13 protein-coding genes are annotated in these 14,176 nt (G+C 63.1%); 3 read left to right on the top strand and 10 right to left on the bottom strand.

All coding sequences use genetic code 11. The features are described from left to right. Positions 1-43 precede the first annotated feature (43 nt). Both CC207_RS01890 and CC207_RS01885 read right to left on the bottom strand, forming a co-directional pair. On the bottom strand, positions 44-403 hold the full coding sequence (locus CC207_RS01890; RefSeq protein ID WP_028690231.1) for a PilZ domain-containing protein: 360 nt from the start codon (positions 401-403) through the stop codon (positions 44-46). Positions 404-526: 123 nt separating this feature from the next. Further along, the gene (locus CC207_RS01885) at positions 527-913 is read right to left on the bottom strand and encodes a hypothetical protein (RefSeq protein WP_028690232.1); all 387 of its coding nucleotides are present in this window, start codon (positions 911-913) and stop codon (positions 527-529) included. Positions 914-1,094: 181 nt separating this feature from the next. Between CC207_RS01885 and pyk the strand changes: the two genes are divergently transcribed. Further along, the gene (gene pyk / locus CC207_RS01880) at positions 1,095-2,549 is read left to right on the top strand and encodes a pyruvate kinase (RefSeq protein WP_028690233.1); all 1,455 of its coding nucleotides are present in this window, start codon (positions 1,095-1,097) and stop codon (positions 2,547-2,549) included. Between the two features lie 215 nt (positions 2,550-2,764). Then, positions 2,765-5,707 (top strand): M66 family metalloprotease, encoded by a 2,943-nt coding sequence (locus CC207_RS01875; protein ID WP_088851488.1) that lies wholly within the window; start codon positions 2,765-2,767, stop codon positions 5,705-5,707. A 105-nt stretch (positions 5,708-5,812) separates the two neighbouring features. Here the strand turns inward: CC207_RS01875 and CC207_RS01870 are convergent, their stop codons facing one another. Continuing rightward, on the bottom strand, positions 5,813-6,733 hold the full coding sequence (locus CC207_RS01870; protein ID WP_028689704.1) for an iron-sulfur-binding ferredoxin reductase: 921 nt from the start codon (positions 6,731-6,733) through the stop codon (positions 5,813-5,815). A gap of 267 nt (positions 6,734-7,000) precedes the next feature. On the opposite strand from CC207_RS01870, the gene CC207_RS01865 reads away from it, so the two are divergent. Next, the gene (locus CC207_RS01865; RefSeq protein ID WP_011532463.1) at positions 7,001-8,524 is read left to right on the top strand and encodes a fumarate hydratase; all 1,524 of its coding nucleotides are present in this window, start codon (positions 7,001-7,003) and stop codon (positions 8,522-8,524) included. An 82-nt stretch (positions 8,525-8,606) separates the two neighbouring features. Here the strand turns inward: CC207_RS01865 and CC207_RS01860 are convergent, their stop codons facing one another. From CC207_RS01860 to CC207_RS01830, 7 genes are all read right to left on the bottom strand, one after another. Next, positions 8,607-9,197, bottom strand: a complete 591-nt coding sequence (locus CC207_RS01860; RefSeq protein WP_088851487.1) for a GNAT family N-acetyltransferase — start codon at positions 9,195-9,197, stop codon at positions 8,607-8,609. 182 nt (positions 9,198-9,379) lie between these two features. Next, the gene (locus CC207_RS01855) at positions 9,380-9,958 is read right to left on the bottom strand and encodes a DJ-1/PfpI family protein (protein ID WP_028689706.1); all 579 of its coding nucleotides are present in this window, start codon (positions 9,956-9,958) and stop codon (positions 9,380-9,382) included. Positions 9,959-10,031: 73 nt separating this feature from the next. Next, entirely contained in the window at positions 10,032-11,189 is a 1,158-nt protein-coding gene (locus CC207_RS01850; protein ID WP_062364093.1) for a phosphatidylserine/phosphatidylglycerophosphate/cardiolipin synthase family protein, read from the bottom strand. Between the two features lies 1 nt (position 11,190). Next, positions 11,191-11,772 (bottom strand): YceI family protein, encoded by a 582-nt coding sequence (locus CC207_RS01845; protein ID WP_028689708.1) that lies wholly within the window; start codon positions 11,770-11,772, stop codon positions 11,191-11,193. A 44-nt stretch (positions 11,773-11,816) separates the two neighbouring features. Further along, positions 11,817-12,113, bottom strand: a complete 297-nt coding sequence (locus tag CC207_RS01840; protein ID WP_028689709.1) for an amidase — start codon at positions 12,111-12,113, stop codon at positions 11,817-11,819. Beyond that, complete coding sequence (locus CC207_RS01835; protein ID WP_028689710.1) at positions 12,110-13,186, bottom strand: serine hydrolase; 1,077 nt, start codon at positions 13,184-13,186, stop codon at positions 12,110-12,112. Before CC207_RS01835 ends, CC207_RS01840 begins: the two co-directional genes overlap by 4 nt. A 43-nt stretch (positions 13,187-13,229) precedes the next feature. Next, positions 13,230-14,117, bottom strand: a complete 888-nt coding sequence (locus tag CC207_RS01830; RefSeq protein ID WP_062364090.1) for a hypothetical protein — start codon at positions 14,115-14,117, stop codon at positions 13,230-13,232. Between the last annotated feature and the right edge of the window lie 59 nt (positions 14,118-14,176).

Below are 14,176 nucleotides of genomic sequence, written 5' to 3'. Positions count from 1 at the left end.
GGTCGACCAGAGTCTAACGGCACGTGGGAGGGCTGGGCCAGCCTCAGGCGGAGGCGTTCATGGGACGGAAGCTGAAGAAGTCGCGCAGGGTGCGGACAAACTCATCGTATTCCTGCGGTGCCTGCAGCAGCATGAAACCGGCATCGAAATGCCCCGGCGTCTCATCTTCGCGGCACCACAGGCAACTGGCCGTCAGGTTGATGAACTGCAGGCCACCGCCGGCGAGGGGCACCCGCAGCTGCAACTCGAAGTCGGGCCCCACCAGCACCGGCAACTGGCTGATCAGCATCAGGCCATCTTCCGAAGCGTTGCCCAGATAACCGATCTGCTGGTCGGTGCAGCGGTTGAACACCTTGAGCACGCAAGGCAGCTGATGACGTTGTATGTGTCGCTCGATAAACATGATCGCAGTGAAGTCCTGTACCTGGAGCCAGGAAGACAAGGTACTGGCGATGATCGTTACAACTCTTTAACAGATTAGCCCAGTCCGACGGACGGACTACATGAAATCATCGACACCTTGGGATTAACGCCAAGGTGTAGTCTTCACCGGATTGGCCACCGCCGCCTCGCTGCCACGCAGGTAGCCGAGCTTATCCAGCGTCTGCAGACGGGCCTGGGCACGGTAGGCGTACTCGTTGCGTGGGTACTGCTGGATCAGGTACTGATAGGTCTGCGCCGCATCGACGTAGAGCTTCTGCCGCTCCAGGCACTGGCCACGCAACAGCGACACTTCCGGGTGGATGAACGGACGGGCGCGGCTGGTGCGGTCGACCTGTGACAGCTCCAGCATGACTTTCGCGCAATCGCCACGATCGTAGGCGCGATAGGCATTGTTCAAATGGTGGTCCATGGACCAACGGGTGCAGCCGACGACACTGGCCGCCATGGTCAAAACGATCAGGGTGCGCATGGGAATTCTCCTTTGATGGGCAGTGTATCGGCCTTTCACGACAAATCTTCACCGCCTTTTGCAAGCATACCCGCGCCGTTCAAATGCAACCCTGCTTCGTGTGCGGGTAGTGCAACGGAACAATGACTACAGCGCAATTGAGGAGTAGCCTTTCGCTGCGCTTCACTATAGGAGTCTGTGCATGACCATCCGCCGTACCAAAATCGTCGCCACCCTTGGCCCCGCCAGCAACTCGCCGGAAGTGATCGAACAGCTGATCCTCGCCGGCCTGGACGTGGCACGCCTGAACTTCTCCCACGGCACCCCGGACGAGCACAAGGCCCGCGCCCGCCTGATCCGTGACATCGCCGCCAAGAACGGCCGCCATGTCGCGCTGCTGGGCGACCTGCAGGGTCCGAAGATCCGCATCGCCAAGTTCGCCAACAAGCGCATCGAACTGAAAGTCGGTGACACGTTCACCTTCTCCACCGCCCACCCGCTGACCGAAGGCAACCAGGATATCGTCGGCATCGACTACCCCGACCTGGTCAAGGACTGCGGCGTCGGTGACGAACTGCTGCTCGACGACGGCCGTGTGGTCATGCGTGTCGAAACCGCCACCGCCGATGCCCTGCACTGCGTGGTCATCATCGGTGGCCCGCTGTCCGACCACAAAGGCATCAACCGCAAGGGTGGCGGCCTGACCGCGCCGGCCCTGACCGAAAAAGACAAGGCCGACATCAAGCTGGCCGCAGAAATGGACCTGGACTACCTGGCCGTGTCGTTCCCGCGTGACGCCAGCGACATGGAGTACGCGCGCAAGCTGCGTGACGAAGCCGGCGGCAGCGCCTGGCTGGTGGCCAAGATCGAACGCGCCGAAGCGGTCGCCGACGACGAGACCCTCGACCAGCTGATTCTCGCTTCCGACGCCGTCATGGTTGCCCGTGGCGACCTGGGCGTGGAAATCGGCGACGCCGAGCTGATCGCCATCCAGAAGAAGATCATCCAGCACGCCCGCCGCAACAACAAGGCGGTGATCGTGGCGACCCAGATGATGGAGTCGATGATCCAGAACCCGATGCCGACCCGCGCCGAAGTGTCCGACGTGGCCAACGCCGTGCTGGACAACACCGACGCGGTGATGCTGTCGGCCGAAAGCGCCGCCGGTGCCTACCCGATCGAAGCCGTGCAGGCCATGGCCCGTATCTGCTCGGGCGCCGAGAAGCACCCGACCAGCCAGAAGTCCAGCCACCGCCTGCACACCACGTTCGAGCGCTGCGACGAGTCCATCGCCCTGGCGGCGATGTACACCGCCAACCACTTCCCCGGCGTCAAGGCGATCATCGCCCTCACCGAAAGTGGCTATACCCCGCTGATCATGTCGCGCCTGCGTTCGCACGTGCCGATCTTCGCCCTGTCGCCGCACCGCGCCACCCAGGCCCGTGCCAACATGTTCCGCGGCGTCTACCCGATCGCCTTCGATCCGGCCTCGCTGCCGGCCGACAAGGTGAGCCAGGCGGCGGTCGACGAGCTGCTCAAGCGTGGACTGGTGGAGCAAGGTGACTGGGTGATCCTGACCAAGGGCGACAGCTACCACACCATCGGTGGCACCAACGGCATGAAGATTCTGCATGTCGGTGACCCGTTGGTCGGTTGATCAAGGGTGAACGGGGCGATTTGAGAGCGCTCAGGGGTGGCGTATCAATTGCCCCCAAGGCCTCAAAAACGCCCGACCGATCGAGCGCTACGCGCGTGGCGCTCGATCTCCCTCCCAAACATTCGCGCTCAGCGACTAGTAATTCTGCCAGTAGCCATCGTCAGCCACTGCTGCGAAAGTTCTTTCCAAGCAATGACACTTGGAAAGGTGATGCTATGGACACACCGTACGCGCTGACGATTCGTGACGGAAAGCTACTGCTCGAGCCCGCCAATGCTTCGAACAATCAATTGTTCAGATTGGTGAGCCAGTCAGATGGCTCAACCGGCATTCGGCATATCAACGATGACAAACTCACCGTTACGATGTCCGACACTGCCGTGTGGGTACAACCCTACGAGGGATCGGGATACCAGAGCTTCAAACTGAACAACCATGCCGATGGGAGCGTTTCGTTCCAAAGTCATTACATCGACATCCCACGTTTGCTCGAAGCAACCTTTTCTGGCTCCGCTCCTGCCTTGATAAAAAACTTGGCGCAACGCTTCTACCTGAGACCCAACGGGTCAGGCGTCTCACTTCATAAAATCAGCCAGGTCTTCGACACAGCGCCCGCCAACAATGAGCTACTCGGCACACTGCAAGGCAGCGTGAAATTCGCGCAAAGCCAAGTAGTGCCAGTCACGCCCAAGTCGGGGGACAAGCAACCCCACTTGGTCGCCGGCCGCAAAACCCTGCTGATGTTGAAACCGTTACCCCTGCGGCCAGCAGAAGTCATCACAGCCCATGTGCTAGACAGCCGCTCGGCCTTGCTCGGGACATTGGAACTCCAGTCGCCACACAACCTGCCTAACACGATCTACCACAGCCCCGCCAATCTGGATGAGGAGTCTTTCAACTTCCCGTCCCCCACCCAGCCATACACGATTAGCAGCCAAGATGAGTTACAGAGACTCAATACCCCCGGGGGTGCCTACCTGAGGGACCTGCTCACGCGCTTTGATCAGGTAGAGATCAGACTTGCAGACGGGGCCTGGACGTCAGATATCTATGTGCCTGCCCCTGCAAGCAGCCTCAAGGGCAATATATTGATTAAGCATTATGCAGGCTTTGAGACGACCCTCCATTTCGACAACCGCACGCTCCAGTCAACCCATGGGTCCGAACTCAAGTGCCTCTTGATCGGTGGGCAGTGGGTCAATAGCGCCGATTGGGAAAACCGCCTACTGACCTATACCGAGGGCACCTGGAGCGCAATAATTCCGGCGCAGTGGATCAAGCCAGGCATCGGCATCAAGTTCGAGGCGGGGTCCGCTGCTGGGGTGTTGAACAACATTGAAGTCGGGGCAACCTGCGAGCTGCTCATCAACACCATCGACATTGGCATGCTCACGCCCCCGCGCAATGAATACGCTTTCGCGGTCACCCCCGATGCCCACCGAGAGTACTTCCAGCGCGTCCCTTTGACGCGCATGATCGTTAACGAATACCAGTCGCTCCACCTGCCAGAGGTCATGCTGCCAAACGGCACCCTGTTGACCGACTTCGATCCGAGCGAAGGCGGATGGCACACTGGCACCATGCGTCAGAACATCGGCAAGGAGCTGATCTCACTGGGTATCAACCACGCCAACTACGGTATCAACAGTTCGCCAGGTAGCGGCGAGTGGACCCCTTTCGTAGCCGCTCAGCTCACCGCACACAACAGCTGTGGAAAATACGCCAACGGCATTCAAGTGCATGGTGGATCGGGAGGCGCTGGGATGGTCACACTCGATCAATCACTGGGCAATGAATTTAGCCATGAGGTCGGACATAATTACGGACTGGGCCATTTTCCCGGCGAGTTCGACGGCTCCGTGCATCGGCCTGCAGAAGATATCAACGCCAGCTGGGGCTGGGACATGGACCTCAACAAGTTCACCCCCAACTTCAGCCCGTCGATCACCCAAAAACCCACCTGCCACGAAAACAGGTGCCAAGCGCCATTTCATGGGCGCTCGTTCGGCATGGACCCAATGGCCGGTGGAGCGCCGATGGGTGGACTCAACCGTTTCACGCTGCATACACCCTTTACGGCACAGTTGGTTCAGCGGTTTTTGGAAAGCAAAGCCATATTTTCTTCCGACTCTCCGACGGGTTTCCGTAAGTGGAACCCCACCTCTAAGAGTATGGAGCCTTACACCCACAGCATTGACTCCGTCAGCCTTAAACAGGCCAGCGGCCAGGATTTCCATCCGTCGGCGCCTACCGCTGAATTTGATCTTCAATCGATCTTGAACATTGCCATTACCGACGCGGATCGGGTTGAAGACGTGCATATACCCTCGGCAGCCTTACACACCGATTGCGTCATGCGCATCGAGCACAAGGCCACCCAGAGCCGCCAACTTCACCTGAATGACCAGGTACTTCCCATCGCCCGAGGTTTTACAAAAACCTATGTCTCGACCGGAACGTCCTGGGCACCGTGCATTTTGTTGACGGCAAGCATGGCGCGATGCACGGTGACCGCAGATGATCTCCGGCAATCGAATGTGAATACGCTGCTGGCCCAACACCCCGTGCTCAATCTTCTCGTGCGCGAGGGCGAACCCGGTGCTGATGTTCACCTGCCGCCTGCGTCTCAAGCGTACGAAGGGCGCGTGGTTATTGTCGACCACCGCGGGATCGGTACATTGAAACTCTATTTCAATGGCGTGGCCATGACGATCCCTTGCGGGATCAAAAAGTCCTTCATCTGCGAGACAGGCCTTTGGCATGAGCGCTCACGCCTGGTGGATACCGCCGTTGCCCGAATTCCACAAGCCTTCGGTGTACCGGTAACGACGTTAATTGGCTATTACGATCCTGAGGGTAACTTACCGGCTTATATCTATCCCGGTTTGCACGGTGCCTATGGCTACACCTACCCCGACGACAATGACACGCCCCCCGAGGCAGGTTGGCAGTTGAAGGTTTTAGTAAACGGTCAAGCCAAGCGATTCACGTTAGCGAACAGGCGCCTCACCTCGGGGGTGATGAATAAATTCCACATCAATGTAGCCGCGTCCAACGGCCCGATAATCATTGCGCTCTTGCGCAACGGTGTGACCGTCCGCGAAACATTTGTCACTCAAGCCGAACGGCCCTTGAAGTACACGATCAATGGCGAATAGGGTTCGTACGCGTTATACGTGTGATGCCGTTTAACCCCGCACAAGAACGCCGGCTAGCCGGCGCTCTTGTGCGATGAGGCGGTCACATGGACGTTCGCTGCCCGCTCAACAATGTGCGGTAAATACGTCTGCCAATACCTGGCTACGTGGCAAACCGCCAATGAACAGCCGCCGCGCAAAGCGCTCGACGCTTGCAGGAGAGCCGCATAGCAGCGCGACAGTATGCCGGGTTACCGGCCCAAAACCCGCCACGGCCTGCTCCATCCGCGCCACGGTGACCTGCTCGACCTGCACACCGACCAGATGCGAAAGCGCCTCGCTCAGGTAATGCCCAGTTTCATCGTGTGCGACGTGCAAGACCTTGATCGGCCCCTGATGCCCTTGGCGCAAAGCTTCTCGCACTATGCCCCATAACGGTGCCAACCCAGTCCCTGCCGCCAACAGCCACAGCGGCTGTTCTTGCCACTGTGGGTCGTAATGCAACGCTCCCCCTCTGAATTCGCCCAAGCGCAGTTCGTCACCCAAACTCAAGCCACGGGCCGCATCGCAAAACGCACCCGGGCGTTGGCAGTCTATGTGGAATTCCAGAAAAGTGTCTTCTCCCGGCAGGCTCGCCAAGGAATAGGGCCGTGCTACCGCCCCCTTCCACAACACCACATGCTGCCCCGCCTGGTAGCGCATCATCCGTTCGGGTAGCAGCCGCAGGCGTAGCACATCACCCAACCAATCTACGCCAACCACCTTCGCCGCCACGCCCTCTCGCAGCGGGTCGAAGACAGCCACCTGCAGGTCTGCGACCACTCGACACTGACAGGCCAGACGCCACCCTTGGACATGTTTTTCCATGGCCAGCGCCTCTGGCAAGGCGTCCACCGGTTGCCCGCTCAAGCAATGCACCAGGCACGCATGGCAACTGCCGGCACGGCAGCTGTAAGGTACGTTCAGGCCTGCATCGTTCAAGGCGTCGAGCAGGTTGCTGCCGACAGGGACCGTCCAGCGGCGCTCGCCCACGCAGAGTTCAGGCATGATCAGTCGTTCTCCAGAAATCACAGGTCCACTTTAAGCCAAGCGCACAGTAAGCCAAGCGCCCAAGGCCAGCAAAAAAGATGCCCGAGCACAGCCGACCAAGGTCCAGACCACGCGCAGGTGTTTCGCAGGCACAGGCGCGCTATACTGCCGCGCCTTTTTTGCGCCGGCCTGACCTGCCGGCGACCTGCAAGGACGCCTCGACACGCTGGTCGGCACCGTCGGGCGTCTCTACGAATGTTCCCGTTTTCAAGAGGAGCGCGCTGCATGACCGTGATCAAGCAAGACGACCTGATTCAGAGCGTCGCCGACGCCCTGCAATTCATCTCGTACTACCACCCCGTCGACTTCATCCAGGCGATGCACGAAGCCTACCTGCGTGAAGAGTCGCCAGCCGCGCGTGACTCGATCGCCCAGATCCTGATCAACTCGCGCATGTGCGCCACCGGCCACCGCCCGATCTGCCAGGACACCGGTATCGTCACCGTGTTCATCCGCGTCGGCATGGACGTACGCTGGGACGGCGCCACCCTGAGCGTCGACGACATGATCAACGAAGGTGTGCGCCGCGCCTACAACCTGCCCGAGAACGTCCTGCGCGCCTCGATTCTGGCCGACCCGGCCGGTGCCCGCAAGAACACCAAGGACAACACCCCGGCCGTGATCCACTACTCCATCGTCCCCGGCGACAAGGTCGAGGTCGATGTCGCGGCCAAGGGCGGCGGCTCGGAGAACAAGTCCAAGATGGCCATGCTCAACCCGTCCGACTCGATCGTCGACTGGGTGCTCAAGACCGTCCCCACCATGGGCGCCGGCTGGTGCCCGCCTGGCATGCTCGGCATCGGCATCGGCGGCACCGCCGAGAAAGCCGCGGTCATGGCCAAGGAAGTGTTGATGGAGTCCATCGACATCCATGAGCTGAAGGCCCGTGGCCCGCAGAACCGTCTTGAGGAGATCCGCCTCGAGCTGTTCGACAAGGTCAACCAGCTGGGCATCGGCGCCCAGGGCCTGGGCGGCCTGACCACGGTGCTCGACGTCAAGATCATGGACTACCCGACCCACGCCGCCTCGCTGCCGGTGTGCATGATCCCCAACTGCGCCGCCACCCGTCACGCCCACTTCGTGCTGGATGGTTCCGGCCCTGCCGAGCTGGAAGCGCCGTCGCTGGACGCCTACCCGGAAATCGTCTGGGAAGCCGGCCCGAGCGCCCGTCGCGTCAACCTCGACGACATCACCCCGGAAGAAGTCGCCAGCTGGAAGCCGGGCGAGACCATCCTGCTCAATGGCAAGATGCTCACCGGTCGCGATGCCGCGCACAAGCGCATGGTCGAGATGCTCAACCGTGGCGAAGAGCTGCCGGTCGACCTCAAGGGCCGCTTCATCTACTACGTCGGCCCGGTCGACCCGGTCGGTGACGAAGTGGTGGGCCCGGCCGGTCCGACCACCGCTACCCGCATGGACAAGTTCACCCGCCAGATCCTCGAACAGACCGGCCTGCTGGGCATGATTGGCAAGTCCGAACGCGGCCCAACCGCCATCGAGGCGATCAAGGACAACAAGGCCGTGTACCTGATGGCCGTCGGCGGCGCCGCCTACCTGGTGGCCCAGGCCATCCGCAAGTCGAAGGTCCTGGCCTTCGCCGAGCTGGGCATGGAAGCGATCTACGAGTTCGAAGTGAAGGACATGCCGGTCACCGTCGCGGTGGACAGCAAGGGCGAGTCGGTGCACATCACCGGTCCCGCGCTGTGGCAGAGCAAGATCGCCGAGAGCCTGGCGGTGGAAGTGAAGTAAAGCACCGTTCGCGGTCAACGAAACGCCCGGCTTATGTCGGGCGTTTTCGTTGACCGCGCTCGCTTGGGTGACTCAGGCAAGATCACGCAGGCAGCGCCTTGAGCCAGAACGACATGATCTTGGCCGACTGCGCCTGCTCGTCGAGGTCTCGCCAACGATAGGCGGTACGCAGCGACGGTTCATGCAGAAAGCCGCGGTTGCGCCAGAACCCCTGCAATGGTTTGTAGTCCGCCGGACGCCGTGGGTGTCCAGACGGACGCTCCACCGCACAGAAGGCGCAGCAGTCGAACTCGGCCAGCTTGTGCGCGTAGGACTCGCGTTCGATGAAAAAGCGCACGCCAAGCCCCTGTCCACGGTAAGCCGGCAGCAGCACAGACTCGCCGAAGTAATAGACCGAGGCCGGATCACGGCCCTGGGCGAGGAACGGTTGCTGCAACTCGAGATCGACATCCACCAGCGGCAGGCCGGTGGCGGCGCCCACCAGCTGGTTGCCGTCCAACGCCAGCACCACCAGGCTGCGTCCGGACTCGGCGTAATTGGCCAGGTAATCGGCCTGGTAACTCAGGGAACTGTCCAGGAGATAGGGAAACTCGCGAAACAACGCCAGGCGCAGGCGCGCGAGGTCATCGATGTAAGGCGCGATGGCGGCGCCATGGAGCAGACGTATTTCCATGCGGGCGGTCGTCCTGTCGATGGCTATGACTGAGGCCCACCCTAGCATCCCCCCAGCCCCGCGGCCTTTCCCCTGCGCGACAGGTATTTCTCCATGACCGCTACTCCCACAGGGGACAGTTCCCGGCGCGGCAACGCAGTCCGAAGGGCTGGGCGATCGCCTACAAAGCTCAACCGTGTCGGTCAGGAGATACGGGTTCCCAACACTTTCAGAAACGCCGCCAGCCACGCCGGATGCGCAGGCCAGGCAGGCGCCGTCACCAGATTCCCGTCGACATGGGCCTGGTCCACCGCGATATCGATGAACCGCCCACCCGCCAGCCGTACCTCGGGCGCACAAGCGGGATAGGCGCTGCACTCGCGCCCTTCCAGCACGCCTGCCGCCGCCAGCAACTGGGCCCCATGGCACACGGCCGCAATGGGCTTGCCGGCCTGGTCGAAGGCCTTGACCAGTTCCAGCACCCTCTCGTTCAGGCGCAGATACTCCGGGGCGCGGCCACCGGGGATCAGCAGCGCGTCGTAGCTTTCGGCGCGCACCTGGACGAAGTCGTAGTTCAGGGCGAAATTGTGCCCCGGCTTCTCGCTGTAGGTCTGCTCGCCCTCGAAATCGTGGATCGCCGTGCGCACCGTCTGCCCGGCAATCTTTTCCGGGCACACGGCATGGACGGTGTGGCCAACCATGGCCAGGGCCTGGAATGGCACCATGACCTCGTAGTCCTCGACGTAGTCGCCCACCAGCATGAGAATCTTCTTCGCCGTCATCGCATCCACTCCTTCGCTTGTCTGGGAACAATCCTGCAAGATAGTCCGGTTTGCCCGAGCGCGATATACACGACTAGTTGCGCCGGTCCAACAGGTTGGCCACCACCCGGTCAAGCCAGCCCCACAGGCGTTGCTGGATCCGCCGCCACAATGGCCGCGCGTGCCAGCGCGCCAGGTCAACCTCCAGACTCTGGGCGAAATCGCGCTCGAAGCTGACGGCCACCGCGGCGGTCAGCGGAGGGTCGAGGGCCTCGACGTTGGCTTCGAGGTTAAAGCGCAGGTTCCAGTGATCGAAGTTGCACGACCCCACGCTGACCCAGTCATCCACCAGCACCATCTTCAGGTGCAGGAAGCACGGCTGGTACTCGAAGATGCGCACCCCTGCGCGCAGCAGCCGCGGGTAATAGCGGTGGCCAGCGTAGCGCACCGCAGGGTGGTCGGTACGCGGCCCGGTCAGCAGCAGGCGTACATCGATGCCCTTCTGCGCGGCACGGCGCAGTGACCGGCGCACGCTGAAGGTCGGCAGAAAATAGGGCGTGGCCAGCCAGATACGACGCTGGCCGCTGTTCAAAGCGCGGACCAGCGCATGCAGGATGTCCTTGTGCTGGCGGGCGTCGGCATAGGCCACCCGGCCCAGGCCCTGGCCCTTGGCCGGCACCTGGGGCAGGCGCGGCAGGCCGAAGCCCTCGGGTGGGCGCCACGCCGTGCGGCGCTGGTTAGCGTGCCACTGGCGATCAAACAACAGTTGCCAATCAGTGACGATCGGCCCCTGCATGCGCACCATCACCTCGTGCCATTCGCTGGCCTCCTCGCCCGGCGTCCAGAATTCATCGGTGACCCCGGTACCACCGACCACCGCCAGCCGCTCATCCACCAGCAGCAGCTTGCGGTGATCGCGATAGAGGTTGCGCAGGCCCCGGCGCCAGCGCAGGCGGTTGTACCAGCGCAGGTAGACCCCCGCCGCCAGCAGGCGCTCGCGCAGCACCGTGGGGAAGGCCAGCGAGCCGTAGTCATCGAACAGGCAGCGCACCCGCACGCCGCGTAGCGCCGCTTGCTCCAGGGCCTCGACCACCGCCTCGGCGCAGGCGCCGCCCTCGACCAGGTACAGCTCCAGGTCGACCTGGAATTCGGCGCGCACGATCGCCAGCAGCATGCGCGGAAAGAATTCGGGGCCGTCGATCAGCAGTTCGAACTGGTTGCCATCCCGCCAGGGGAAGACCGGCCCCGGCATGTCAGCGGGCGGTGAAGATCAGCACCGCGCTCACCGGCACCGAGGGGTTGATCGACTTGAGCCCGGCCAGCTTGCGCAGGTTTTCCAGGCCCGGCAGCAGGCCGAAGTCCGAGGCGCGCAGGATCAGCGGCTCGAGAGTCACCACCTGGAATCGTCGCTCATCCAGGCGCGTGGCCAGCAGCAGGGTGTTGTAACTACGGGTCTGCCCATGCAGGGTGACACTGACCGGCAGGCGCAGCTCCAGTTGCGCGCCACTGGCCAGATCGTTGATCGGACGCAGGTCGATCTGCGCCTGCACCGTGGCCTCGGGGAACTGCTCAAAGACGAACAGGTTGTCGCGCATGCGCTCATCGCGCAGTGGGATACCGCTGCTGATCGAGTCCATTTCGATGCTCACTTCGGCGGCGCCCTTGCGGTCGACCTTGCCGTGCAGCACCAGGAATCGGTTGACCTCGGCGATATTGCCGTTCTTGCCGGTGACGAAGGACAGGCGCGAGGACTCGCCGTCCAGGTGCCAGTTGGCGTGAGCGGGCAGGCACAGGGCGAGCAGGAGGGCGGGCAGCAGGCGAGACGGCTTGAACATGTGAAATCCTGTAGATCAAGGCCGTCAACCTTACCCGCACGGTTTCACGGCAGCAAGCGGCAGCCCTCACGCGCGCCCTGCCAGGCGGCCTGGTTGCGCCGCCCCATGCCTTCGGCGGTGACCAGACGCCGGGCGCCGTCCTCCTCCAGCAGGCTCAAGGGCAGGTACTGCTGCACATAGCCACGGCAGTAGGTCTCAGCAAAGCCCATGACGAAGCGGCACGAGCAGTACTCTTTCGCCGAATAGGCCGAAAGAATGCCCGGGAAGTCCGCCAGCGCCTGGCGCTCATGCCAGGCCCAGGCCAACCCGGCCAGCAACACCACGAGCACGACCCGCTTCATGCGCCCTCCCCCGCCACGGCGGCCAGTACCCGCTTGAGCAGTTCGTTGTGGCTGAAGCTGGCGTCGCGGTCATCGGCGTAGCGCACGATCACCAGTTTGTGCGAAGGCAGCACATAGAGGGCTTGGCCCCAATGGCCGAGCGCGGCGAAGGTGTCCGCTGGCGCATCCGGCCACGGCGCCGGCTGCCCGGGCAGTGGCTGGTTGAGCCACCAATGGCCGCCGGGGTTGGCTTCGCCCGGCACCGGCTGGGCGGCGTTGAACAGGGTACGGTTGAACGCCACCCAATCGGTCGGCAGCAACCGGCCCTCGCGCCAGCATCCGTCGCGCTGCATCAGCAGGCCGATGCGCGCCAGGTCGCGGGCATTCAGATAAAGATAGGAAGAGCCAACATAGGTGCCCGCCCCATCCCGTTCCCAGACCGCGCTGTCGATCCCCAGCGGGATGAACAGGGACTGCCAGGGGTAGTCGGCATAGCCCGCGGGATCGAGCATGCCGCGCAGGCTGGCGGCGAGCAGGTTGCTGTCGCCGCTGGAATAGGCGAACTGCGTGCCGGGCGCATTGGCAGCGGGCATTGCCGCCGCGTAGGCCGGCATATCAGCACGGCCACGGGTATAGAGCATGGCCACCACCGACGACTTCAGGGGCGCGTATTCGTAGTCCTCCTGCCAGGCCAGGCCGCTGGCCCAGTGCAGCAGGTCGGCCAGGCGCAGCCCAGGATGTCGCTGTAGGGCCGGGTAGTAACGGGCGGCCGGGTCATCAAGCCTGAAACGCCCCTCGCCGTAGGCCACGCCCATGACCGTGGCCAGCACGCTTTTGCTCACCGACCAGGTCAGGTGCGGCGTGTCGGCTTGGGTTGGTTCGGTATAGCGCTCATGCAGAATACGACCATCGCGGATGATCAACAGCGCGTCGGTGCGAATGCCGCCGCGTTCGGCATCACGCGGCGCGAAGGCGTAGGTGTCGACCGCCTGCCAGTCGATGACGGCGTTATCGACCGGCCATTGCGCCGAGGGCCAGTATTCGGCCCAGGCAGGGCCAGCGGTCATGGCCAGGGCAAGCAATAGTGACTTCATCGGGAGCAGCCCAGGTTCAAAGGCTCCCCAGCCTCTCAGGCTTTCATGACAATCCGGCGGCGCTCCAGGCCTTGGCCAGGCGCTTGTCACGGGCCACGCCGGCCAGCGCCAGCAGGCCCTGGTCGCGCTGCCACAATTGCGCCCAGTGCCCGGGCCCGGCGGCCAACGCCTGGTCGATCTCGCCCCGCAAGCCCTGGAACTGGGCAAACAGGCCACCCAGCAGCAAGTGGCAGGCCACGCTGTCCGGGCATTGCCGGCTGCCCTCGGCACAACCGGCCAGCAGCCCGATCAGCCGCAGGCGCAGGTCCTGCGGCCAGGCGCACTCCTGGGCCACGCCATACAGCCAGGCCACCAGCGCGGCGAGCACATAAAGGTCTTCAAGGGAGCGGAACGGTTTGACGTAGGCGTCCCAACCATCGCCGGCCAGCAACTCGCACGCGGCTTCCTTGAGCTGCAGGCGGCCATGGCCGACTTCAGGCATCAACGGCAGGGTCGGCAACGCTTCGAGGCTTACCCCTGGCTCGCCCGGATAGACCACCGCCAGCTGCAAGCGCGGCGCCTCGCCCACGCCCTCGTGGCGCGCCGCCACCAACAGCCATTCAGCATCCAGCCCGGCGGTGACGAAGTCCTTGCTGCCGCTCAGGCGCAAGCCATCGAGACGGGTGTGCATGTCCGCAGGGCGCACGCTGCGCCGCTCGGTGGCGCACAACGCCCCCAGGCTGGCGGGCGCGCTGGGCCAAAGCACGCGCAGCGCCGCCTGGTAACCGAGCAGGAAGGCCAGGCCCGGCGTAGCCATGGCGCGCCCGCCCAGCACCGCCAGCTCGAACGGCGCGACGGCGCCCAGGCGCTCGAGTACCGCCGCGTAGGTTTCGCCCAGGGTCGCCGCCAGCGGGTGGCGCAAGGGGTCATTGAGTCGTTGCAACCAGGCCATCGCAAGCTCCTTGTGGGGTGTCACGCAAGCATCACCAAAGATTCACAGGGGTGACACCG

Source organism: Pseudomonas sp. DrBHI1 (assembly GCF_002205115.1).
Taxonomy (GTDB): Bacteria; Pseudomonadota; Gammaproteobacteria; order Pseudomonadales; family Pseudomonadaceae; genus Aquipseudomonas; species Aquipseudomonas mosselii.
Note: the sequence above shows the minus strand (reverse complement) of the source record. Positions and strands in the feature narration are given on the sequence as shown.

Bases quoted from the DNA above. Each gene is read 5' to 3' on its own strand.
- CC207_RS01890 (WP_028690231.1), bottom strand. From the start codon at position 403: ATGTTTATCGAGCGACACATACAACGTCATCAGCTGCCTTGCGTGCTC.
- CC207_RS01875 (WP_088851488.1), top strand. From the start codon at position 2,765: ATGGACACACCGTACGCGCTGACGATTCGTGACGGAAAGCTACTGCTC.
- CC207_RS01860 (WP_088851487.1), bottom strand. From the start codon at position 9,197: ATGGAAATACGTCTGCTCCATGGCGCCGCCATCGCGCCTTACATCGAT.
- CC207_RS01885 (WP_028690232.1), bottom strand. From the start codon at position 913: ATGCGCACCCTGATCGTTTTGACCATGGCGGCCAGTGTCGTCGGCTGC.
- CC207_RS01870 (WP_028689704.1), bottom strand. From the start codon at position 6,733: ATGCCTGAACTCTGCGTGGGCGAGCGCCGCTGGACGGTCCCTGTCGGC.
- CC207_RS01865 (WP_011532463.1), top strand. From the start codon at position 7,001: ATGACCGTGATCAAGCAAGACGACCTGATTCAGAGCGTCGCCGACGCC.
- CC207_RS01830 (WP_062364090.1), bottom strand. From the start codon at position 14,117: ATGGCCTGGTTGCAACGACTCAATGACCCCTTGCGCCACCCGCTGGCG.
- pyk (WP_028690233.1), top strand. From the start codon at position 1,095: ATGACCATCCGCCGTACCAAAATCGTCGCCACCCTTGGCCCCGCCAGC.
- CC207_RS01835 (WP_028689710.1), bottom strand. From the start codon at position 13,186: ATGAAGTCACTATTGCTTGCCCTGGCCATGACCGCTGGCCCTGCCTGG.
- CC207_RS01845 (WP_028689708.1), bottom strand. From the start codon at position 11,772: ATGTTCAAGCCGTCTCGCCTGCTGCCCGCCCTCCTGCTCGCCCTGTGC.
- CC207_RS01855 (WP_028689706.1), bottom strand. From the start codon at position 9,958: ATGACGGCGAAGAAGATTCTCATGCTGGTGGGCGACTACGTCGAGGAC.
- CC207_RS01850 (WP_062364093.1), bottom strand. From the start codon at position 11,189: ATGCCGGGGCCGGTCTTCCCCTGGCGGGATGGCAACCAGTTCGAACTG.
- CC207_RS01840 (WP_028689709.1), bottom strand. From the start codon at position 12,113: ATGAAGCGGGTCGTGCTCGTGGTGTTGCTGGCCGGGTTGGCCTGGGCC.